Source organism: Kitasatospora sp. CB02891 (assembly GCF_002803145.1).
Lineage (GTDB): Bacteria > Actinomycetota > Actinomycetes > Streptomycetales > Streptomycetaceae > Kitasatospora > Kitasatospora griseola.
Window position 1 is genome coordinate 185300 of record NZ_NNBO01000002.1, and the last position, 20608, is coordinate 205907.

Consider the following 20608-nt stretch of genomic DNA (forward strand, 5'->3'; position numbering starts at 1 on the left):
AGTGCGCCCGACCGATCCGCGTCCGTCGGCTTTGCCAAGGGACCCATCGAGACTTCCTGTCGCCGGTGGTCGCAGGGGGAGATGAATCGTGAAGGGGAGGTTGGGGATGGCCGGGAAGGTGTGGTTCGGCCTGATGGGGAGCCTTGAGACCCGCGTAGCGGACCGGCCGGTACCGGTACCACCACGGGTCAGGAGCCTGCTCGCGATCCTGCTGTGCCGGTCCAACCGCACGGTCGGGGTCGACGAGCTCGCCGAGATCCTGTGGAACGGCGAACCGCCGCGCGGCGCGTCGGGCACCGTCCGCAGTCACGTGCTACGACTCCGTCGGCTGCTGGGAGAGGCCGGGGACCGGGTGGGCACCTCGCGTTCCGGGTACAAGATCCACCTGGACCCGTGCTCCGAGCTCGACATCATGGTGTTCACCGAGCTCCACGAGGCGGCCCGCACCGCCGCCCGGAACCGCGACTGGCCGCAGGTCTCGCGCAACACGAACGCGGCACTCGAACTGTGGCGTGGCGCACCACTGGCCGACGTGGCCTGCGACCGGCTCCACCGGGACGAGGTCCCGGGCTGGAACCAGGCCAGGGTCGAGGCCGTCGACCTTGCCGCGCAGGCCGACCTGAGGCTCGGCCGCACCGCCGAGGCCGTGCTCGCGCTGCAGCGGCTCGCAGCCGAGAACCCCTACCAGGAGAGCGTGCACGCGCTGCTGATGGAGGCCCTCGTGGCGGCGGGCCGAAGAGTCGAGGCGATCGCGGTCTACCGAAGACTCCGCACCGTCCTGGTGGGCGAGCTCGGCATCGAACCCGGCGCGCAGGCCGCTGCCGCCCATCAACGAGCCATCGCAGCAGGCGCCCTGAAGGTGCGAGCCGCCGGGCGGGCGCGGGCGGAACCCGGCACCGCTCCGGTCCGAACGGACCGGGCGGGCAGACCGGACGCCGATCCGCACGCGGGTGCCGCGGTCACGTCCGTGACGCCCGCCGCCGTGCACGCGGAGGCGGGCGACGAGGTGGGGGTGCTCCACCTGCTGCCCGCCGAGCTGCCGAACTTCGTCGGACGGACAGCGGAGCTCGACGCCCTGCTCGGCGGTGGCGCGCTGCTCGGCAGTGGCGCCCTGCTCGGCGGTGGCGCCCTGCTCGGCAGCGGCAGCGGCGGTGGCGCGCTGCGCGGCCGGGGTACGGGGTCGGGCTGCCGCCCGCCGTCCGTGGGCATCACGGTCATCGAGGGCATGGCCGGGGTCGGCAAGACGAGCCTCGCGGTCCGGGTCGCGCACGAGCTCGTTCGCGCGGGCCGGTTCGCCGATCTCCAGCTGTACGCGAACCTGCGCAGCTTCGACCCCCACCAGGACCGTGCCGAGCCCACCGACGTGCTCGACGGGCTGTTACGCGTCCTGGGCGTGGACGCGTCGCGGATCCCGTCCCGCATGGACGCCCGCGCGGCGCTGTTCCGCGACCGCCTGCACGGCCGCGAGGCACTCCTGCTGCTCGACGATGCCCTGGACGAGCAGCAGATCCGCCCCCTGATCCCGTCGGGGCCCGGGTGTCTCGTCCTCGTCACCAGCCGGCGCTCGTTGGCCGGCCTCGACTGCACGACCCCACTGCGGCTCGGGACGTTCTCCGCGCCGGAGTCCCTGGACCTGCTGGACGCGGTCCTCGGCGCCGAACGGGTGGGCGCCGAGCCCGAAGCGGCCATGCGCGTCGCCGACCTCTGCGGCCACCTGCCGAGGGCACTGGCCCTGGCCGCCTACCGACTCCGCACGCGGCCGGCGTGGAGCCTGGCGGACCTGGCGGGACACCTGGAGGACGGAGGCTTCGCCGCCGGCGTCGGAGACCGCTCGCTGTGGGCCGCGTTCCGGTCCTCGTACCGCAACCTGCCCGCCCTGCCGGCCCGGGTGTTCCGGCTGCTGGCCGCGGGCCGCGACCGCCGAGTCACCGCGCAGTGGGTCGCCGCGCTGGCCGGACTCGACGTCCACACGGCGCGCGCCGCGCTGGAACTGCTCGTGGACGAGCACCTCCTGCTGCAGAACGCGCCGGGCCGGTACCGGATGCACGACCTGCTGTACGCCTTCGCGCGCGAGCTGTCGGAGCTGTCCGACTTGTCTGACCTATCCGAACTGTCGGAGCTGTCGGAACTGTCGGAAAGGGAAGCGGGCGGCCTTGCGAGGGCCTCGGCCTGACCCCTCGTCGGCCGGCTCCCCACGACGCCTCCGGCGGAACCCGAGCACCCCCATCGACTCGACCGCGGATCCTCCCGCGGTCGACCACCCCGAGATCGACAAGCCCGAAGGAGATGACCGATGACCCAGACGGACCGCGAGCCCCACGAACCGGCGGCGTCGGACCCCAGCAGTGACGCTGTCGCAACCGTCCGACACGAGTGGGACGGCCGCACCCTGCCCGCCCTCGTCCAGGCGGACGCACCCGGTGCCGACCTGGCCGCCTGGCTCGGCCGGCACCACGACCTCGCCGACGACCTCGCCCATCGGGCCGGGGCCGTGCTCTTCCGCGGCTTCGCCGTCACCGGCCCCGACGAGTTCCGCGCCGTCATGGACGCACTCTCGAAGGACGTTCTGGAGTACGGCGAACGGTCCTCGCCCCGCACGGAGGTGTCGGAGGGGATCTACACGTCCACCGAGTACCCCGCGGACCAGGAGATCCTGCTGCACAACGAGCAGTCCTACACGGACAACTGGCCGATGCGCATCGTCTTCTGCTGCGAACGGCCCGCACTGAGCGGTGGGCGCACCCCGCTCGCCGACTCCCGGCGCGTGCTGGCCGCGCTCAAGCCGGAGACCGTCGCCGCGTTCGAGCAGCGCGGCGTCCAGTACGTGCGCAACTACCTGCCCGGGATCAGCCTGTCCTGGCAGGAGGCGTTCCAGACCGAGGACCCGGACCAGGTCGCTTCGTACTGCGCCGCCGAGGGCATCTCCGTCGAGTGGGCCGAGGACGGCCACCTGCGCACTCGCCAGGTCCGCCCCGCCATCCACCGCCACCCCGTGACGGGCGACCGGACCTGGTTCAACCACGCGGTGTTCTTCCACGTGACCTCACTGCCCGACGAGGTCAGCCACGGCCTGCGGGAGGCCCTCCCGGAGGAGGACCTCCCGTACAACACCTACTACGGCGACGGCGGGGTGATCGAGGACGAGGTCCTCGCCGAACTGCGCGCCGCCTACGCCGCCGGGACCACCGGGTTCGACTGGCAGCGGGGCGACGTCCTGGTCGTCGAGAACATGATCACCGCCCACGCCCGCGAGCCCTTCCAGGGCCCGCGCCGCATCCTCGCGGCGATGTCCGACCCGGCCAGGACCAACCCCGTGAACGACCCGACCAAGTAGGCGCGCCCCCGCCGCGACCATGGCTGCAACCGATCGGCCCCGCCGACCCGGTTGCAGCCCCGGCCGGGTCCGGGGGCCCCGGGGTCAGGCGGTGGTGCTCCAGCTGTGGGCGACGTCGATGACGAGGCGGTTGTCGAGCTGGAAGACCTGGAACGGCAGGCGGGCGCGGACGCCGAGGCCGAACTGGGATTCGCCCTCCAGGCTGCCGGCGAAGCGGGCGTCCACGAAGGTGCGGTGGCCGGTCAGGTCGACGCCCGGGAGGGGGTCGCCCGAGCGGGCCGGGTAGACCTTCTGCCAGGTGGCGGGGTCGTAGGTGCTCGCGCCGACGACGATCTCCAGGACGGCGCCGCCGCTCACCGGGATCGGTGTGCCGGAGCCGGCCTGGTAGACGACGTTGGCGTTCATGTAGTGCACCCGGTAGGCGAGCGGGTTCTCCGGCGAGGTGCCCGGGACGTCGATCACCAGGCGGTCGAAGCACTCGTGGGCGCCGGTGCGGACGTTCGTCAGCGCCTGCGGCTGGTACGGGACGGTCCGGTCCTGCCGGTCCAGGCTGCCCCACACGGTCGAGCAGTCAGTGGTGGCCGTGACAGCCGAGGCCGTCGGGACCGTGGTCGCCGCCACCCCCGCGGCGAGCATCACGGCAGCCAGCGCGGTGGTCCACCGTCGCATGTCGTTCCCCCTTCCGGGCCGGCCCCGTTGGCCGACCCGTAGTAGTTCACGCGCCGGCGCGCGGAAAGGTGTCGGACATCAGGGGGCTGTTCTTTCCGCGTCCTTGACCGAGGCGCGGCGGGCCGGGCGCCCGGCACCACCCTCACCGCCCGGTCCTGCGTGCCGCCGCGCGGATCGCCTCCGCGTACGGGGTGTCGAAGGCCCGCGTCTCGGCGGGGAGGTCGTGGAAGGGGACGAGGGCGCGGTGGGTGGGGTCCACCGACTGCATCCAGGCCGACCAGGCGTCGTGGACGTCCTCGTCGGTGACCCGGGTGCCCTTGGCCCGGAGCAGGACCGCGTAGCTGCGGAACAGGTCGTCGGAGTCGGCCGGGGGCCGGGCGCTCGGCGGGAGGCAGGAGCGGATGAGTTCGGCGAGCCGGTCGAGGTAGGTCACTTGAGCACTGTCCCCAGCAGGACGAGCAGATGGATCGCGGCGAAGACCCAGGGCACGAACCGTTCGGAGATGCCCAGTTCCGCGTAGCGCCTGCGTCCGACCGGCGGCGGGTCCTGGGTGAGGTGGTTCCACTCGGCGGTGAAGACCTTGACCGGCAGGCGGTCCTCGAGTTCGTTGATGACCTCGAACTTCGCCGCGTTGAGGTCGCGGTAGCTGCGCAGTTGGAGCCACCAGACGGTGGAGAGGGTGAGGCCGGCCGCGGTGACGGCGCCGACCGTCCACCACGCGGACGGTGCGAGCCAGGGGGCGCCGAACCCCACCACGGCGACCAGGGTGGTCTGCACGGAGAGGAAGAAGGCGTTGGCCGTGCCGCGGCGGGCGGAGACCCGGTCGGCCATCTCCACGGCGAGCTTGTACAGCTCCAGGACGTCCGGTGAAGGTGTGGGTGGCGGTGCGGATGCCGTGGTCATCGGTCGCCTCCGACGGTCTGTCTGCGGTGTCCGGTTCTGCCGCACGGTGACCTGCCCGACGGCGAGGACGACCGGCGCTCCGGCCCGATTCGATGGTGGCACACGGTCGGACGGGACCCGGCCGGTTTGCCGAAGTCGACGCCCGGTCGGTGAGGGGGCGGTGCCGGACCTGATCGTGCCTCACATTCGGCTGAGCTGTGGGTACATGACACCCTGGCGGTAGCAGGGCCCCGGCCGTGGGCCGGGTGGATCGGGATCAACAGGAACGAGGCAACGTGCGACTCTCCCAGGAATTCGGCGTGGTGGTCGAGGCGACGATTCCCGCGCCGCCGGAGCGGGTGTGGGAGCTGGTGGCGGACATCTCGACCTCGCCGCGGTTCAGTCCGGAGCTCCAGCGCACCGAGTGGTTGGAGGGTGCGGAGGGGCCCGCGGTGGGGGCGTGCTTCGCCGGGCACAACGCGAGGGCGGACGGGCACCGGTGGCAGACCGTCAATCGGATCACCGAGCTCAGCCCGAGTCGGCGCTTCGCCTGGTCGGTGCTGCCGGACACCGCCACCGCGCAGGGTGACGCTTTCGCCCACTGGTTCTACGAGTTGACCCCCGAGGGCGCCGGGACCCGGGTGCGCCACGGCATGGGGATGGGCAACCTGCCCACCCCGCTGCACGCCTTCGTCGCGGCCGACCCGGAGCGGGAGGAGGCGATCGTCGAGGCCCGCCTCGTCAGTCTCCGCGAGGGTATCGGGGCGGTCCTGGCGGGCATCGCCGCCGAGGTCGCCCGGGCCTGATCCGGCCGGTCAGCGGGGGGTTTCCTCGGTGGCCGCGCGGAGGTGGTGGACGACGTCGGGGCTCCAGTGCGGGATTTCGGGCCAGTCGCCGTTGTCGTCCTCCACAGGGAGGGACTTGAGGACGGCGGCCAGCCGCGAGGGGAGCCGCGGGGACATGCCCTGCTTGCAGAGGGCGAGTATTTCGGCGCGGACGCTGCGCGACACCAGGGGGCGGTCGGGGGAGGACAACTGCCAGGCAGGCTGGGGGAGTTGGGCCAGGGACTCGGCCTGGAGGCGCCAGAAGTTGGCGTCCTTGGGCTCGCCGCGGGACTGGTGCAGGAACCACAGGCAGGAGGCGGCGAGGTGGCTGCCGCCGCCGGCGGCGAACTCCCACCAGAAGCGGGCGCCCTCCTCGTAGTCGGCGAGGTTGAGCAGGACGCCCAGGACCAGGGCGCCGTCGGGGCGTTCGACCTCGCTGTCGACGAGCTTGGCGAGGGAGCTGGCCGCCGCCGGGTTGGCGAGGATCAGCGAGCACAGCATGGCCAGTTCGTGGCGGGCCTGACGGTGTGCCAGGCGCAGCGGGGCCGGGGCCGCGCCCCGGCCGCGTTCCAGGGCGACTCTGGTGGCGGCGGATCTTCCGCTCACGCGTTCCTCCGGGCGAGCTTCTCCTTGAGGCGGCTCTCGGCGTGGCGGGCGTGGGAGCGAACCGTCACGACCGTCGAGTCCAGGTACTCCGCGACCGTTTCGTCGCGGAGGTCCAGAGCGTAGCGGAGGATGATCACGTCCTGCTGGCGTTCGGGCAGGGAGAGGATCGCCTCGTAGGTGCCGAGCACGTCCGAGGCGAACCCCATGTGCATGCGGTGCATCGCCGTCCGGATCGCCACCCGCCACTGGTCCTGGGGGCCGTGCTGGTCGCCGTCGGCCGTCACCGCGAGGCCCGCCCTGGAGATCTCCTCCTTCAGCACCCGCCAGGCGGAGGCGGCCGGGGCGGGTTCGCGCAGCAGCATCTGCCAGTCGCCCCACAGCCAGTCGCGGACCGCGTCGACCACGGCATGGGCCTGCTCGTCGGACAGTCGGCAGGCGCGCGCCGCGGCGAGCCACGCCTGCTCGTGGGTCTCGCAGAACGCGTCGAACGTCAGCTGATCTCGCCGCTGCGGTGCCGCCAATCCGAACTCCGGGTCCACTGCCACCCCTCCCAGCGGGAGCGCCTCCCGCATCGATCGGATCGCGGCCCGCGACTCCTTCGCGCCAGACGCCGATGCCCTGACGAGGGGATTGTGCCCCCCTCACACGACCATTTCAGCGTATCGGGATCCCTGTGGTGAAAACGGAACTCTGCGAACATCCGTGGCACAGAAGTGAAAGTCGGACGGCCGGTTGAGGTTCCGTCAGCAGCAGAACCCGGTCGGCGAGTCGTGCGGGGGTTGGCCGGGGCGGGTGTGGGCATGGAGTCCGCGGGGCGCGACCAGGTCGGTTGCCCGGGCCGGTTCACGGGCGTGATCATAGGGGAATGATCGTATGACTTCCGCCCGCGGGGCGTGCCTCGGCATGCCCCCCTCGGGCGGAGCAGACGGAGAACGCCCAGCGACCAGGGGGACGCGCGATGGCTGACGAGACCGCCCAGCAGACGCCGCAGATCGGCATCAACCTCAACATCCACCAGGCCCATTCGGCCCGGATGTACGACTACTACCTGGGCGGCGTGACCAACTTCCCCGCCGACCGGGAGGCCGCCGGTCGCGCGCTCGACGCCTTCCCCAACGCCCGGCTCGCCGCGCACGCCAACCGCGCCTTCATGCGCCGCGCCACCAGGACCATGGCCGAGCTCGGCATCGACCAGTTCCTCGACATCGGCACCGGCATCCCCACTTCGCCGAACCTGCACGAGGTCGCCCAGGGCGTCAACGCCGCGGCCCGGGTGGTCTACGCGGACAACGACCCGATCGTCCTCACCCACGCCGAGGCCCTGCTGGAGGGCACCGCCCAGGGCCGCACCGACTACGTCCAGGGCGACATCCGGGACGCCCGGACCATCCTCGACGCGGCCTCGCGGACGCTGGACCTGGACCGGCCCGTCGCGCTCAGCATGGTCGCCGTGCTGCACTTCGTCGCCGACCGGCCCGAGCAGAGCGCCCTCGACGTGGTCGAGGCGTTCACCTCGCGCCTCGCGCCGGGCAGTTACCTCGTCATCACCCATTTCACGGCCGACTTCGACCCCGAGGCCACCGCCCGGATGGAGAACGTCTACCGCAGCTCCGGCACCGACCTGCAGGCCCGCAGCCAGGACGAGGTCACCACGCTCTTCCAGGGCTGGCGCCTGCTCGACCCCGGTGTCGTCGCCAGCCCCCGGTGGAACCCCGGCGGCGACGACACGGCCGTCACCGACGCGCAGGCGGGCTGCTACGGCGGGGTCGCCCAGCTGGCGTGACGCCGCGAGCAGTCAACGCCGGTGCGGGACAGGCCAGTCGGGCGGGGTGAGTCCGCTCGGCAGGCCCGACCGGCACCGTCATGTGCGCACGGGGGGCTGAGTCGGTCCCGCCGGGCGGGCCGAAAACTCGTCGACGGATCGGCGGGCCTGCGGCAGACTGCGCGCGATGACTGAGCGAACCGATGCGCCGCCCGCCTGGGACGAGCGCACCCAGCTGACCACCTTCCTCGACTACGCCCGGGCCACCGCACGCGCCAAGTGCGAGGGGATCTCCGCCGAGGACGCCCGGCGGTCGCCACTGCCCGATTCGCCGCTGATGACGGTGTGCGGGCTGATCAGCCACCTGCGATGGAACGAGCACTGGTGGCTGGAGGCGGTGTTCCTCGGGGAGGAGCTGGTCGGGCCGCTGGCCGCGGCCACCGAGGAGGACCCGGACCCGGAGATGCGCACGGCGGTCGACGTCCCGTTGGAGCAGCTGCTCGCGGAGTACGAGGAACAGAGCGTCCGCCTCCGGAAGTTGGTGGCCGAGCACGACCTGGACGCGAAGGCCGTGCGGTCGTCCCGCGGCGGGCTGCACATGGACCTGCGGTGGATCCTGCTGCACCTGATCGAGGAGACCTCCCGGCACAACGGGCACCTCGACATCGTGCGCGAGCTGCTGGACGGGAGGACCGGGAAGTAACCGGCCCCGTGCGGGTGCGGGGGCCGGCGGGGCGTCAGGCGTCGGCACCCGTCCAGGGGCGGAGCTTCTCCGGGTTGCGCACGCCCCAGATGTGGGTGATCCGGTCGTCGACGATCCGGAACGCGAAGACCGTGACGGTGACGCCGTCCTGCTGGGCGATCAGACCCGGCTGGCCGTTGACGGTGCGCTCCAGGAAGGTCGTCCCCGGCACGAAGCGGGCGACGTCGAGATAGGCGCGGACGATGCTCTCCCGGCCGGTCAGCGGCTCCAGCAGGGCGCCGACCAGGCCGCCGCCGTCGGCGATCACCGTGGCGTCGGGGTCCAGCAGGTCCATCAGCGACCGGACGTCCTTCGCCTCCCAGGCCCGCTTGAAGTCCCGCACGATGCCCGCCTGGGCGCTCGACGGCGTGGCGGGCGCCGGCGAGGCGCGGATCCGGCGGCGGGCCGAGGCCGCCAACTGGCGGCAGGCCGCCGCGGACCGGCCCAGGACCTCCGCCACCTCGGCGAACGGGTACTGGAAGATGTCGTGCAGCACGAACGCGACCCGCTCCGCCGGCGTCAGCGACTCCAGCACCACCAGGAACGCCATGTGCACCGACTCGTCCAGGGTGATCCGGTCCGCGGGGTCGGTCGCCGCCCCGGCGGCCCCCTCCCGGTGCGCGGGCAGCGGCTCGGGGATCCACTCGCCCACGTAGCGCTCCCGGCGCGCCCGCGCGGAGCCCAGCAGGTTGAGGCAGATCCGCCCGGCCACCGTGGTCAACCACCCGCCGGGCGACTCGATCGCGGCCCGCTGCTGCTCGGACTGCGCGTACCAGCGGGCGTACGTCTCCTGCACGACGTCCTCGGCGTCGGCCAGCGAACCGAGCAGCCGGTACGCCAGGTTGGTCAGCCGGCGGCGCTCGCCCATGATCGCGTCGTCCAGGTCGTCCTCGTGGGTCTCGTTCACGCTGCCTCGCCCTCCTCGTCGGTCGGGGCCCGGTCCCGGGCTCCCGATCGGTACGACGGAACAGCGGGTCGGAATGTGACGTCGCGCCGCCGCCTCACATTCCGTGCGGCCGCCTTGTCGTACTGGTCAGGAAGACGAACGGAGAATCCGATGACCACCTTTCAGGCGACCGCCGACCGCGTCGAGATCCAGGCGCTGCAGGCCGAGTTCACCGACGCGGCGATGATGCGGGACCGGGCCCGGCTCGCCGCGCTGTTCACCGCGGACGGCGTGCTGCGGATGCCCAACATCCCGATCGAGCTGACCGGGCCCGAGCAGATCCGGCTCGGCGGCGAGAAGCTCCAGGAGCAGTGGGAGTTCTTCGTGCAGAACACCCATCCCGGCGCGATCGTGATCGACGGCGACACCGCCACCGGCCGCGCCCACATGCACGAGATCGCCCGGCTGCGCAATGGCGTCCAGGGCCTCAACTACGCGATCTACCACGACCGTTACCGGCGCACCCCGGACGGCTGGCGGTTCACCGAGCGGGTCTACGAGCTCCGCTACCTGGACACCAGCCCGCTCGCCGGGTCCGCGCCCGAGCAGGCCGCGGCACCGGCCGCCCAGTACACCGAGCCGGTCTCCGCCGAGCGACTGGAGCGGACGGCCGACGCGCTCGCCGCCCGCGGCTTCGGCGTGGAGATCCTGGCGGACGCCGAAGCCGCCCGCGCCCGGGTCCGGGAACTCGTCGCGGAGCAGGCCAGTGTCTACACCACCGCCAGCGAGACGCTGCGGCTGTCCGGCATCGACGACGACCTCAACGGCGACCGCTACCCCCGGTCGGTCAAGCCCCGGGTGCTGACCATGGACCGGGAGAGCGAGGCCGACGGGATCCGGCACCTGCTCGCCACCCCCGACGTGGTGATCGGCAGCGTCGCCGCGCTCACCGAGACCGGCTCCCTGGTGGTCGCCTCCGGCAGCGGCAGCCAACTGCCCGCGTACACCGGCGGCGCCGCCCGCGCGATCTGGATCGTCGGCGCGCAGAAGATCGTCCCCGACCTGCCCGCCGCGCTGCGCCGCCTGGAGGAGCACGCCCTCCCGCTGGAGACCGCCCGCACCGAGGCCGCCTACGGCGTGCCCAGCGCCGTCAACCAGCTGGTGGTGTTCAACGCGCCGACCCGGTTCACCCAGGGCATCGTGCTGCTGCTCCGGGAGGCCGTCGGGTACTGAGTCCTGACGGCCGCTCAGGGGCGGCGGGTGGCCAGCAGGGTGGCGAGGTCCGGGGCGAGCCGGACCTCGGTGGTGAGCAGCGACGGATGGTCGTACCAGGCGGTGCGGCCGGTGTCCGGACGGCCCTGGTGGGTCGGCGGCCAGGCGGTGAGGGGCGTCAGGTCGTCGACCACCAGGGTGCCGGCCCCGGTCAGCAGCAGGTCCGGGTCGGCGGGCGGGGACTGCTTGCCGTTGCCGCCGCCGTCCAGCACCAGCAGGTCGAACGGGCCGTGCGCGGCGATCGCCGTCCAGTCGCCGTGCACGATCTCCAAGTCGGGGACGTCGGCGAACAACTCCCGGACGGCCGCGACCCGTTCGGCCTCCCGCTCGACACTCACCACCCGCACCCCCGGCCGCCGCCCGGCCAGCAGCCAGCCCAGACCGACACCGCAGCCGGTGCCGGTCTCGCCGATCCGGCCCGCCGCGCCGCCCGCCAGCGCCTGGAGCAGCCGGCCGTGCTCCGGGCGGCAGGACTGGGCGAAGCCGAGACGCTCGGCCAACTCGACGGCGCGGACGACCGGTTCGGGCAGAGCGGCGCGGTCGGTGTAGGAGGCGGTTCCGGAGAGCGACACGGGGGTCAGCGTATTCCTGTCCGGCGGTGACGGGGAGTCAGACGGAGCGGCGGAGCAGGATGCCGCGGCTGCCCGGGGCCGGGCGGCAGGAGGCGGCGGCGCGCGGGGCCGCGAGATCGATCTCCTCGACCAGGAGCCAGCCCTGCTGGGCGGACAGCCAGGGCCGCAGGCGCCCGTCCAGGGCGGACGGGGCGAGCGCGACGAACAGCAGGTCGGTGCGCAGGGCGTGCAGCAGCTCCAGGTCCTGGCCGGCCTTCAGGGCCTCGATCAGCAGCACCGCCCCGAAGCGCCGGCGCACCGGCGGCGGGGCGGCCAGGTCGGCCGCGCTCAGCCGCAGGCGGGTGCGGCGGCCGAACGCCGAGAGCAGGCGCTGGCGCAAGGCCGGATCGGGCTCGGCGGCGTGCACGGTGTAGCCGGCCTTGAGCAGCCGACCGGTCAACGCGCCGTCGCGCGCGCCGAGTTCGGCCAGCGAGCCACTACCGGGCGGACGGTGCCGGGCGACCCAGGCGGCCGTCGCATCGAGCCGGTCGGCCTCGTAGCGGGCACCGTCGGCGTCAGGCACCGCCAGAGTGTCGGTCACGGACATGTCCCGTCGCAGGTTCGAGGGTGCGGGCCGAAATCGACCCTAGCCACCGCCTTCGTTCGTGGTCCATACCACCAAGGGGGAAAGTTTACCGTTCACGGTCAATTCAAGGGAAGTGGCACGGAGGAAACAGAGGGGTGGGGCTGGAGGAACTGTTGGGGCGGGTGGGAGAAGGGTGCCGGGGTGAGGCTGGGGGGAATGTTGGGGCTGCTGAGGTTTGTGAGTTGGCGGCCGGCGTGCCGTCAAAAACGGCGCTGGGCAACGCCAAGGGCCCCGGCCGGGCGGGTGCCCGGGCGCGGGGCCCTTGGGGTGGTGGGTCAGGCGGGGTCGGAGAACTCGGTGAAGTCGGGGAGGTCGGTGAGGTCCGCGTCGAAGTCGTCGTCGTAGCGGTCGTCGCGCTCGGCGCGTTCCTCCCCGGGCTCGCGACGGACCGGGGCGACCCGGCCGAGTTGCAGGGCGGAGTGCGCGGCCGACGCGCTCGCGTCGGAGATCACGCCGTCGGCGGGGTTCTCGCCGTTCTCACTGCCGTTGCCGTTCGCACCGCCGCTGCCGGCCTGGCCGCCGCCGCGGCGCTGCGCACCGCGGATGCCGCTGCCGCCGACCGGGCCGTAGCTGCCGCCGCCGGCCATGTGCATTCCGCCCATCATGCCGCCGGCCATCGGGGGACGGCCGGCCAGGCCCGCGGTGCTGGTGCCGGTACCGCCGCCGGAGCCCGAGCCGGAGCCGACGCCCGACACGCCCTCGTGGTGGTCGCCCTCCAGGCTGGTGCCCAGGCGCATGGCACCGGTCTTGGAGCCGCTGCCGCCGGGCGGGGTGAGCCGGGTGGCGAAGCCTCCGGCCGCTCCGACTCCGCCGACGCCGGGCGAGTCCGCCCCGCCGCCGCCACCGCCGCCGCCACCGGAGTGGCCGCCGAGCGCGGCGCCGATGCCCTTGAGGTTCGGCTCCTTCAGGCCCAGCGTGTTGACGCCGCTGCCGCTGCTGCCGCGCGAGGACGAGCTGCCGACCGGGCCGAGCTTGGGCGCCAGTGCGGCGAACGACGCGGCCAGCCCGGCGTCCGAGGAGCCGCCGCCCCCGCCGATCCGGGGCGTGCCGGCCGAGTTGAGGCCGGTGCCGGTCGGCAGGTCCGGGCTGAGCGGGTTCGCCACCATGGAGCCGATGCCGTTCAGCGACATCCGGTTGCTGTCCTCGTTCTCGCTGAGGTTGCCGGCCAGCTTGTCCATCTTGCCGGCGGTGTCCCGGAACGAGCCCAGGATGCGCTTGAGCACGTCCTCGGCGATGGTCTGCAGGATCTTCTGGGCGACCTGGATCACCAGCCGGCCGAACGGGTCGCCGGACCCGCCCATCTTCAGGCCCGACACGATCCGCTTGAAGTCCATGCCGTGCGACTCGACGTCGTCCGCACCGCGGCGCAGGTCGGCCGCGCAGGAGGCGACCTGGGCGAGATCGACGTTGAAGCCCTGGCCGTTGGAGTTGTTGGCCGGGGTCGGCACGATGTGCTGCGCCGCCTTGACGATCATGTCCTCGATCGGCTGGAGCAGCGTGTGGCCGAGCCGGCTGACCGCCTCGGACAGCAGCCGGTTCATCAGCTCGCGGCCGAGCCGGAGCACCGCCGCGGTGCTCCACGGGCCGGTCGACGAGGCCGCCGCCAGGCTCGCCTGGATGGAGAAGAGTTGGACGATCGACTGGGTCTTCGCCACCTCGATCACCACTGCTGCGGCGCGCAGCACCTTGGCGATCGTCTGGCACGCCTCGACGATCACCTTGGAGTACTTGGTGATGGTGCTCCACAGCTCGGACAGTCGGTCCGCCGACGAGCCCTTGTAGACCTCGTGAAGCATCGTCAGTGCCTTGTCGGCCGCCATCTGGGCGGAGTCCAGAGCACTCGCGAACTTCTCCAGCTGGCTGGCCAGTTGGTTCAGTTCGTCTTCATTGGCATCGGGGAACCGTACGCCGAGCAGGCCTATGACCCCGTTGAGCCCCGATGGTAGTTGCACCGCCATTTGCCCGCCCCCAGCTGCTGCCCGCGGTAAGTCCCTGATAGCGCATTGCGACGATACACATACCGCACGCCGCCGACCACCTGCCAAACCCGAGTGTTATCCGCATTGTCGGCGAACCGGGACCTGACTACGGTGTGCGCATGGCATGGGGATCATGGTGGCGCGGCCGGTCCGGGACCGGTCCGGACGCCGCCGGGAGAAGCGCCGAACGGCCGTCCGCGCAGGTCGTGTTGGGTGCAGTGGCAGACGAACTGTCGGCACTGCACGGCGAGCCGTGGCGGGTCGAGGGGGAGGGCGGGGTCGAGGTCCGGGGGCCGGGAGGCATGGCGGTCCGACTCGCAGAATCGGACGATCCGCATCCGCACCATTTGGACTTGGTGTTCCTCGCGGACCGTGACCGTCCGGAGACGGCCGTCCGGGACTGCGTGACCGGCATCGGCGACGGCGACCGGGACCCGGTGCGCCGCGGCATCGAGGTGTGGGCGGCCACCACCGGCGTCTCGCTGATCGAACTCGTCGCCCACAACGGCCGGTTCGCCGGCCACCTCGACCCGCGCGACCCGGACGGCATGCCCGGCTGGCACGCCATCCACGGTGGCGTGGTCGGCTGGGGCACCGGCGCCCGCTACCACGCCGTCCAGGACTGGCTGGTGCGCAACCCGCTGCCGCCGGCCCTCGCCCCCGCGCTGGGCGGCGACCTCGGCCGGGACCAACTCGTCGGCATCAAGGTGCTGTTCGGCGGCGGGGACGGCGAGCAGACCGCCGAAGTCCGGGTGAACGGCGCACCGCACGCCGCCGCGTCCGCGGCGCTCGCCGGGCTGGACTGGCCGCGGGTGACCGGCGGCCGGGCCTGGGCCCGGACCTTCATCCTGTTGGTGCGGCGGGAGGGCACGGGCCGCGGCGTCCCGCTGCGGGCCGCCAGGCGGGCCTGAGGGCGCCCGCCGGACAGGCGGTGGCACCCCACCCGCCAGAGCGGCGTGACGGCCCGTCAGGCGGCCGTGGCGGCCGTCAGGCGGGGTAGCGCCAGGTGCCGCCCGGGGCGCGGTACTCGGGCAGCCAGGCGGCCAGCACCTGGGCGGACGGGTAGAACATCGGCTCGGGCAGCGCGTCCACCGGGACGCGCTCCCAGCCGGCGCACGCGTGCGGCTCGGTGACCAGCGCCTCGGCCAGGCTCGGCGGGGCCAGCACCGCCGCCGTCACCCTGGTCCGGCCCAGCTCGTGGTCGAGCAGCACCGCCAGCACCCGCATCTGCCCGGCGGGCAGCACGATGCCGGTCTCCTCGGCCAACTCGCGGGCCGCGGCCTGCTCGAACGACTCGCCGGGGTGGTCGACCTTGCCGCCCGGCAGGCTCCAGGTCGGCGGCTCGCCGGCCGTGGTGCGCCGTCCGATCAGCACCCGGCCGTCCCCGGTCGGCACGATCACGCCCGCGCCGACCAGCGGCGGCAGGGAGTGCGGACCGACCGGGAGTTGAGCGTCCGTCACCACTTGCCCTTCTGGTAGTCCTTCAGGAAGCAACCGTACAGGTCCTCGCCCAGCTCACCGCGGACGATCGGGTCGTACACCCGGGCCGCGCCGTCCACCAGGTCGAGCGGGGCGTGGAAGCCCTCCTCGTGCAGGCGCATCTTGTCCGGGTGCGGGCGCTCGTCGGTGATCCAGCCGGTGTCGACGGCGGTCATCAGGATGCCGTCGGTCTCGAACATCTCCTGCGCGCTGGTGCGGGTCAGCATGTTCAGCGCGGCCTTCGCCATGTTGGTGTGCGGGTGGCCGGCGCCCTTGTAGCCGCGGTCGAACACGCCCTCCATCGCGGACACGTTCACCACGTACTTGCGGCGCGCCGGGGACGCGGCCAGCGCCGGGCGCAGCTGGCTGATCAGGATGAACGGGGCGGTGGAGTTGCAGAGCTGCACCTCCAGCAGCTCGATCGGGCCGACCTCGGAGACGGTCTGCACCCAGCTGTTGGTGTCCGCCAGGTCCGGCACCAGGCCGCCGGCGTCGATCGCGGTGCCCGCGGCGATCCGCTCCGGCGAGGCCGAGCCCGTCACCAGCGCCAGCGCGGTGACCTCCTCGGCGCTCACCACGGGCTGCTCGTTGCGGCTCTGCCCGGGCAGCGCCGGCACGTCCACCGCGCCGGAGCCGAACCGGCCGATCACCGTGGACGCGGGCAGCGCCCCGGCGGGCAGCGGCGCCGACTCGGCGGCGAGCAGCTCCCGGTACGCGGCGGGGGAGCGGCGCACGGTCTGCGCGGCGTTGTTGATCAGGATGTCCAGCGGGCCGTCCGCGGCGACCTCGTCGGCCAGCGCCATCACCTGCGCCGGGTCGCGCAGGTCGATGCCGACCACCTTCAGGCGGTGGATCCAGTCGGCGCTGTCCGGCATCGCCGAGAAGCGGCGGATCGCGTCGTTCGGGAAGCGGGTGGTGATGGTGGTGTGCGCGCCGTCGCGCAGCAGGCACAGCGCGATGTACATGCCGATCTTGGCGCGGCCGCCGGTGAGCAGCGCGCGCTTGCCGGTCAGGTCGGCGCGGGCGGTCCGGCGCTGCCGGCTGAGCGCGGCGCAGTTGCGGCACAGCTGGTGGTAGAACGCGTCCACCTCGGTGTACCGCTGCTTGCACATGTAGCAGGAGCGGGCCCGCTCCAGGATCCCCGCCAGCTCGGTGGTGGTCTCGGTGGTCAGTCCGAACGCACCCGCCGTCTCGTCGTCGATCCGGCCCGGCGCGCCGGTCGCGGTCCTGGACGTCACCGCGCGGTCGTTGGCGGTCTTGCGGGCCCGGGTCTCCTGCCGGCGGCGCTGCTTGAGAGTGCGGAAGATCCCGCCGACGGCCATCCGGATCCGGATCGCGTCCGGGTGGTCCACGTGGATCTCGTCCAGCTCGGCGATCACGCTCAGGCACAGCTCAAGCCGCTCGGGGTCGATGCCCTTGCCGTAGTCGATGTCGTCCTCGACCGGTTCGGTGGCCGGCTGGGTCTGCGCGTTCGTCACTGCGGATGCTTCCTCTATCTCCCCATGGATACCGGCGAACTCTACGTGAGCGGGCCGGGCCGGGGCGAAGCCTGTGACCTGCCGCACAGGCGGTCGACGGTCAACGTCCGCCCAGCGCCCAGGCGATGCCCGACAGGGTGAGCATCGACAGCACCGTGGAGATCAGCACCGAGGAGCGCGCCAGCACCGGCGCCGCCCCGTACAGCCGCGCGTACACGTACACGTTCTGCGCGGTCGGCAGCGCCGACAGCAGCACCACCGCCAGCAGCTGCGGGCCCGGCAGGTGCAGCAGCAGCGCGCCCACCGCCAGCGCGGCCAGCGGCTGGACGGCGGTCTTCAGCAGCACCGTGACGGCCAGCTCGGCGCGGTCCGGGCGCTGCGGGGCCGCGCCGGGCGGGGTGTGCAGGGACAGGCCGAGGGTGACCAGCGCGGCGGGGACGGCCGCGCCGCCCAGCAGGTCCACCGGGTGCGCGAGCGGGCCGGGCAGCCGCCAGTGCGCCGCCGAGAACAGCGCGCCCAGGCCCGCGCCGAGGATCACCGGGTTGCGCAGCGGCAGCAGCGCCAGCCGGCGCAGCCGCTCGGCCGGGCGGGCGGCGCAGCCGGTGGCCGCGTCCAGCAGCGCCAGCATGACCGGGGTCACCAGCAGCACCTGGAACAGCAGCACCGGCGCGACGAAGGACGCGTCGCCGAGCACCTGCGCGGCCACCGGGATGCCGAGGTTGCCCGAGTTCACGTAGCCCGCCGCCATCACCGCCACCGTCCGCTCGGCGGACCCGCGCGGGAACAGGCGGCGGCCCGCCAGCAGGCCCAGCAGCGAGGCGACCAGCGTCCCGGCGGCGAACGCCAGCATCGAGGTGTTGGCGAACCCCGCCAGATCGGTGCGGGCCACCACCGTGAACAGGGCGGCCGGCATCGCCACGTGGAACACGAAACGGCCGAGCACCGTCTCGGCGTCCCCGCCCAGCAGCCCGGTCCGCCCGGCTGCCCAGCCGACCGCCGTCAGCACCCAGATCGGCGCGAACGCCGCGACCAACGCTTCCACCTGACCTCCCGCCGCAGTCAACCAGGCGTGCCCGAACGGTCGTTCGCCGGGGTCGGCGGGTGGCCCCGGTCACAGGTGGGCGGGGGCGGTGCGGCGGTGCGGGTGGTCCGGGCCACAGGCGGGCGGCGGCGGTGCGGGTGGCCCGGGCCACAGGCGGGCGGGGGCGTTCGCGGGGGTCGGCGGTGGCCCCCGTCACAGGTCGGGCGCGGCGGGTGGCGGGGCGGCTGCGGGGGGTGGCCGGGGTGAGAGCCGGGCCACAGCGGACGGCCGGTGGCCGGGGTCACAGGGCGGGCCGGGCGGATGCGGTCCGGCGGCGGGCCCGGGGTGGCCCGGAGGCCTTGTCGCGCTTGGGCGCGGGCCCAAATTCCGTGCCGCCGGGCGGGGTTGGCGCTTCCTGGGAGCAGCCTGTGAGCCTCCTCATAAGCAGCTGGGAAAGTCGGCCCCGGCGGGCCGCCAGATCCCTTGTCGCGCAAGGGAAGCAGGCTGGTCGACAGGTCCGAGGTGCCCCATTTCGGGGTGTTTGCCGCTGGGTTGGGGGCTCAGGCAATGTCGTGGTTGTGCCCCGAGCCGTTCCGATGCTCACGGGGCTTCACGACGCAGCAGACCGCCACACACCAGTGCGGCGCCGCGTCCCCGGTGAGCACGAGCCGCCGGGCCGGCCGTCCCGGGCCGAGGAACCCCGCAGTACCGCGGAGTTCCGCCATGTCCAACCCGGGTGCGGCGTGACCTGGAACACGACTCTCGGAGGTACTCGACATGCGACGCATCAAGACCAATCTCGGCCGACTGCCGCAGATCCGGATGGGCCACCACCGGATGCCCGACGCCTTCCTCGGCGTGGGCCTGGCCGGCGCCATCGCCGTCGGCGCCCTGCTGCCCATGAGCCAGGCGGTCGCCTCCCCGGCGCCGGCCAAGGCCGAGACCGCGGCGGTCGCCACCGACGGCCAGAACGCCGAGCAGCAGCCGCAGGACCAGCAGCAGCCGCAGACCCAGCCGGAGCAGCAGCCGCAGGAGCAGCCGCAGCCCGCCGAGCAGCCCCAGCCCCAGCCCGAGCCGCAGCCGCAGCCCGAGCCGGCCCCCGCGCCCGAGCCCGCGCCTGCCCCCGCCCCGGCCCCGGCTCCGGCCCCGGAGCCCGCGCCGGCGCCCGCCAAGCCGACCTACGCGAACAACCTGGACGGCTGGATCGCCGAGGCCCGTGACGTGCTGGCCGCCGCCGGCAAGCCCGTCCCGTCGGCGAAGGCGATGCGCGCCGCGGCGATCGCCGAGTCCTCGGGCAACCCGAACGCGATCAACAACTGGGACATCAACGCCAAGAACGGCACCCCGTCGATCGGCCTGACCCAGATGATCCAGCCGACCTTCCGCGCCTACGCGCTGCCCGGTCACACCGACATCCGGAACCCCGTCGACAACCTGATCGCCAGCTCGCGCTACTGCGACGCCCGCTACGGCTCCATGGACAACATGGCCGCCGCCCGTGGCTACGGCGCCTACTGGCGGGGCTACTAAGTCGCCTCGTCCGCCACCCGGCCCCCTGTGGAGCTCCTCCACCGGGGGCCGCGGCGTGTCCGGGGGGTGCGGAAACCCGTAATCCGGCTGGGTGGGAAACCGCGTACCGCCGCTGAGCTGCGGATTCCAGGATGAGTGACGCCCCCGGGAGAACCGCCCGGGGGAGTGCCCATCCGAGGAGATCCCGGTCATGCAGCTCATTTCCCTGGCGACCGCACAGACGCCCACCGACGGCGTCGCCGGCTGGGCGGCCGGCCTGGTCGACACCCTCGGCGGACCCGGCGCCGGCCTCGCCATCGCCCTGGAGAACCTGTTCCCGCCGCTGCCCAGCGAGGTGATCCTGCCGCTCACCGGTTTCGCGGCCGGCCGCGGCACCCTCAGCCTGCTGTCCGCCCTCGGCTGGACCACCGCCGGCTCGGTGGCGGGCGCGCTCGCCCTCTACCTGCTCGGCGCGGTCTTCGGCCGCGACCGGATGCACGCGATCTGGGCCCGGCTCCCGCTCGTCAAGGTCTCCGACCTGGAGCGCACCGAAGCCTGGTTCGCCCGGCACGGCACCAAGGCCGTCCTGCTCGGCCGGATGGTGCCGATCTTCCGCAGCCTGATCTCCGTCCCCGCCGGCGTCGAACGGATGGCCCTGGCCCGCTTCACCGCCCTCACCGCCGTCGGCAGCCTCGCCTGGAACACCGTGCTGGTGATGGCCGGCTACGTCCTCGGCGACCGCTGGGACGTGGTCGAGGGCTACGTCGGCATCTTCTCCAAGACCGTCCTGGTCCTCGCCCTGATCGCCATCGCGGTCTACCTGGGCCTGCGCCTTCGCAGCCGCGACTCCCGGCACCGCCGGGCCCGCTGAACGGCCGGGCGCCGGGCCTGCGGCGGACGCCGTCGCGGCAGGTCGGGGGACGACGACGGGCGGTCGCTCACGGGGAGCCGCCGGTGTCCGGTCCGCT

Annotated in this window: 21 protein-coding genes; 9 read left to right on the forward strand and 12 right to left on the reverse strand. The window is 73.3% G+C overall.

Features of this window, described 5'->3' with window-relative positions:
• Positions 1–106: 106 nt before the first annotated feature.
• Positions 107–2173 carry an AfsR/SARP family transcriptional regulator gene (locus CG736_RS06200; RefSeq protein WP_100585155.1) on the forward strand — a complete coding sequence of 689 codons (2067 nt, stop codon included), beginning with the start codon at positions 107–109 and terminating at the stop codon, positions 2171–2173.
• Between the two features lie 120 nt (positions 2174–2293).
• Positions 2294–3334 carry a TauD/TfdA family dioxygenase gene (locus CG736_RS06205; RefSeq protein ID WP_100585156.1) on the forward strand — a complete coding sequence of 347 codons (1041 nt, stop codon included), beginning with the start codon at positions 2294–2296 and terminating at the stop codon, positions 3332–3334.
• A gap of 84 nt (positions 3335–3418) precedes the next feature.
• Here CG736_RS06205 and CG736_RS06210 read toward each other — a convergent pair whose 3' ends face one another.
• From CG736_RS06210 to CG736_RS06220, 3 genes are all read right to left on the reverse strand, one after another.
• Positions 3419–4003 carry a hypothetical protein gene (locus tag CG736_RS06210; protein WP_100585157.1) on the reverse strand — a complete coding sequence of 195 codons (585 nt, stop codon included), beginning with the start codon at positions 4001–4003 and terminating at the stop codon, positions 3419–3421.
• Positions 4004–4145: 142 nt separating this feature from the next.
• On the reverse strand, positions 4146–4436 hold the full coding sequence (locus CG736_RS06215) for a hypothetical protein (RefSeq protein ID WP_100585158.1): 291 nt from the start codon (positions 4434–4436) through the stop codon (positions 4146–4148).
• Positions 4433–4906: a hypothetical protein gene (locus CG736_RS06220; RefSeq protein WP_100585159.1), complete on the reverse strand. Its 474-nt coding sequence runs from the start codon at positions 4904–4906 to the stop codon at positions 4433–4435. Before CG736_RS06220 ends, CG736_RS06215 begins: the two co-directional genes overlap by 4 nt.
• A 275-nt stretch (positions 4907–5181) precedes the next feature.
• Here CG736_RS06220 and CG736_RS06225 point away from each other — a divergent pair, with 275 nt between their 5' ends.
• A complete protein-coding gene (locus CG736_RS06225) occupies positions 5182–5691 on the forward strand; it encodes an SRPBCC family protein (protein ID WP_157815436.1) in 510 nt (169 codons plus the stop codon).
• 9 nt (positions 5692–5700) lie between these two features.
• Here CG736_RS06225 and CG736_RS06230 read toward each other — a convergent pair whose 3' ends face one another.
• Together CG736_RS06230 and CG736_RS06235 are read right to left on the reverse strand one after the other, a co-directional pair.
• Complete coding sequence (locus CG736_RS06230) at positions 5701–6315, reverse strand: hypothetical protein (protein WP_100585161.1); 615 nt, start codon at positions 6313–6315, stop codon at positions 5701–5703.
• A complete protein-coding gene (locus tag CG736_RS06235; RefSeq protein ID WP_157815437.1) occupies positions 6312–6836 on the reverse strand; it encodes a sigma factor-like helix-turn-helix DNA-binding protein in 525 nt (174 codons plus the stop codon). Before CG736_RS06235 ends, CG736_RS06230 begins: the two co-directional genes overlap by 4 nt.
• Positions 6837–7273: 437 nt before the next feature.
• On the opposite strand from CG736_RS06235, the gene CG736_RS06240 reads away from it, so the two are divergent.
• Together CG736_RS06240 and CG736_RS06245 are read left to right on the forward strand one after the other, a co-directional pair.
• The gene (locus tag CG736_RS06240; protein ID WP_100585163.1) at positions 7274–8098 is read left to right on the forward strand and encodes an SAM-dependent methyltransferase; all 825 of its coding nucleotides are present in this window, start codon (positions 7274–7276) and stop codon (positions 8096–8098) included.
• 166 nt (positions 8099–8264) lie between these two features.
• Positions 8265–8780, forward strand: a complete 516-nt coding sequence (locus CG736_RS06245) for a DinB family protein (RefSeq protein WP_100585164.1) — start codon at positions 8265–8267, stop codon at positions 8778–8780.
• A gap of 34 nt (positions 8781–8814) precedes the next feature.
• Here the strand turns inward: CG736_RS06245 and sigJ are convergent, their stop codons facing one another.
• Positions 8815–9687, reverse strand: a complete 873-nt coding sequence (sigJ, locus tag CG736_RS06250) for an RNA polymerase sigma factor SigJ (protein ID WP_100585597.1) — start codon at positions 9685–9687, stop codon at positions 8815–8817.
• A gap of 189 nt (positions 9688–9876) precedes the next feature.
• Between sigJ and CG736_RS06255 the strand changes: the two genes are divergently transcribed.
• On the forward strand, positions 9877–10938 hold the full coding sequence (locus CG736_RS06255; RefSeq protein ID WP_100585165.1) for an LUD domain-containing protein: 1062 nt from the start codon (positions 9877–9879) through the stop codon (positions 10936–10938).
• 14 nt (positions 10939–10952) lie between these two features.
• On the opposite strand, the gene CG736_RS06260 is transcribed toward CG736_RS06255, so the two are convergent.
• The 3 genes from CG736_RS06260 to CG736_RS06270 form a co-directional block, all read right to left on the reverse strand.
• Entirely contained in the window at positions 10953–11549 is a 597-nt protein-coding gene (locus tag CG736_RS06260) for an O-methyltransferase (RefSeq protein ID WP_100585166.1), read from the reverse strand.
• A gap of 37 nt (positions 11550–11586) precedes the next feature.
• Entirely contained in the window at positions 11587–12129 is a 543-nt protein-coding gene (locus CG736_RS06265; protein ID WP_157815438.1) for a hypothetical protein, read from the reverse strand.
• 320 nt (positions 12130–12449) lie between these two features.
• On the reverse strand, positions 12450–14126 hold the full coding sequence (locus CG736_RS06270; RefSeq protein ID WP_157815439.1) for a hypothetical protein: 1677 nt from the start codon (positions 14124–14126) through the stop codon (positions 12450–12452).
• A gap of 329 nt (positions 14127–14455) precedes the next feature.
• On the opposite strand from CG736_RS06270, the gene CG736_RS06275 reads away from it, so the two are divergent.
• Positions 14456–15064: a DUF6348 family protein gene (locus tag CG736_RS06275; protein WP_232733883.1), complete on the forward strand. Its 609-nt coding sequence runs from the start codon at positions 14456–14458 to the stop codon at positions 15062–15064.
• A 76-nt stretch (positions 15065–15140) separates the two neighbouring features.
• On the opposite strand, the gene CG736_RS06280 is transcribed toward CG736_RS06275, so the two are convergent.
• The 3 genes from CG736_RS06280 to CG736_RS06290 form a co-directional block, all read right to left on the reverse strand.
• Complete coding sequence (locus CG736_RS06280; RefSeq protein WP_232733833.1) at positions 15141–15614, reverse strand: NUDIX hydrolase; 474 nt, start codon at positions 15612–15614, stop codon at positions 15141–15143.
• Complete coding sequence (locus tag CG736_RS06285) at positions 15611–17110, reverse strand: SDR family NAD(P)-dependent oxidoreductase (protein ID WP_100585170.1); 1500 nt, start codon at positions 17108–17110, stop codon at positions 15611–15613. The genes CG736_RS06280 and CG736_RS06285 overlap by 4 nt, the downstream gene beginning before the upstream one ends.
• 100 nt (positions 17111–17210) lie before the next feature.
• A complete protein-coding gene (locus CG736_RS06290; RefSeq protein WP_232733834.1) occupies positions 17211–18152 on the reverse strand; it encodes an AEC family transporter in 942 nt (313 codons plus the stop codon).
• Between the two features lie 756 nt (positions 18153–18908).
• Between CG736_RS06290 and CG736_RS35965 the strand changes: the two genes are divergently transcribed.
• Positions 18909–19661: a transglycosylase SLT domain-containing protein gene (locus CG736_RS35965; protein ID WP_157815440.1), complete on the forward strand. Its 753-nt coding sequence runs from the start codon at positions 18909–18911 to the stop codon at positions 19659–19661.
• A gap of 190 nt (positions 19662–19851) precedes the next feature.
• A complete protein-coding gene (locus tag CG736_RS06305) occupies positions 19852–20511 on the forward strand; it encodes a DedA family protein (RefSeq protein WP_100585174.1) in 660 nt (219 codons plus the stop codon).
• Positions 20512–20608: the final 97 nt, after the last annotated feature.

Excerpts from the sequence above, each read along its gene's own strand:
- CG736_RS06200 (WP_100585155.1), top strand. The coding sequence starts at position 107 with ATGGCCGGGAAGGTGTGGTTCGGCCTGATGGGGAGCCTTGAGACCCGC.
- CG736_RS06205 (WP_100585156.1), top strand. The coding sequence starts at position 2,294 with ATGACCCAGACGGACCGCGAGCCCCACGAACCGGCGGCGTCGGACCCC.
- CG736_RS06210 (WP_100585157.1), bottom strand. The coding sequence starts at position 4,003 with ATGCGACGGTGGACCACCGCGCTGGCTGCCGTGATGCTCGCCGCGGGG.
- CG736_RS06220 (WP_100585159.1), bottom strand. The coding sequence starts at position 4,906 with ATGACCACGGCATCCGCACCGCCACCCACACCTTCACCGGACGTCCTG.
- CG736_RS06240 (WP_100585163.1), top strand. The coding sequence starts at position 7,274 with ATGGCTGACGAGACCGCCCAGCAGACGCCGCAGATCGGCATCAACCTC.
- CG736_RS06245 (WP_100585164.1), top strand. The coding sequence starts at position 8,265 with ATGACTGAGCGAACCGATGCGCCGCCCGCCTGGGACGAGCGCACCCAG.
- sigJ (WP_100585597.1), bottom strand. The coding sequence starts at position 9,687 with ATGGGCGAGCGCCGCCGGCTGACCAACCTGGCGTACCGGCTGCTCGGT.
- CG736_RS06255 (WP_100585165.1), top strand. The coding sequence starts at position 9,877 with ATGACCACCTTTCAGGCGACCGCCGACCGCGTCGAGATCCAGGCGCTG.
- CG736_RS06275 (WP_232733883.1), top strand. The coding sequence starts at position 14,456 with ATGGCGGTCCGACTCGCAGAATCGGACGATCCGCATCCGCACCATTTG.
- CG736_RS35965 (WP_157815440.1), top strand. The coding sequence starts at position 18,909 with ATGCGACGCATCAAGACCAATCTCGGCCGACTGCCGCAGATCCGGATG.
- CG736_RS06305 (WP_100585174.1), top strand. The coding sequence starts at position 19,852 with ATGCAGCTCATTTCCCTGGCGACCGCACAGACGCCCACCGACGGCGTC.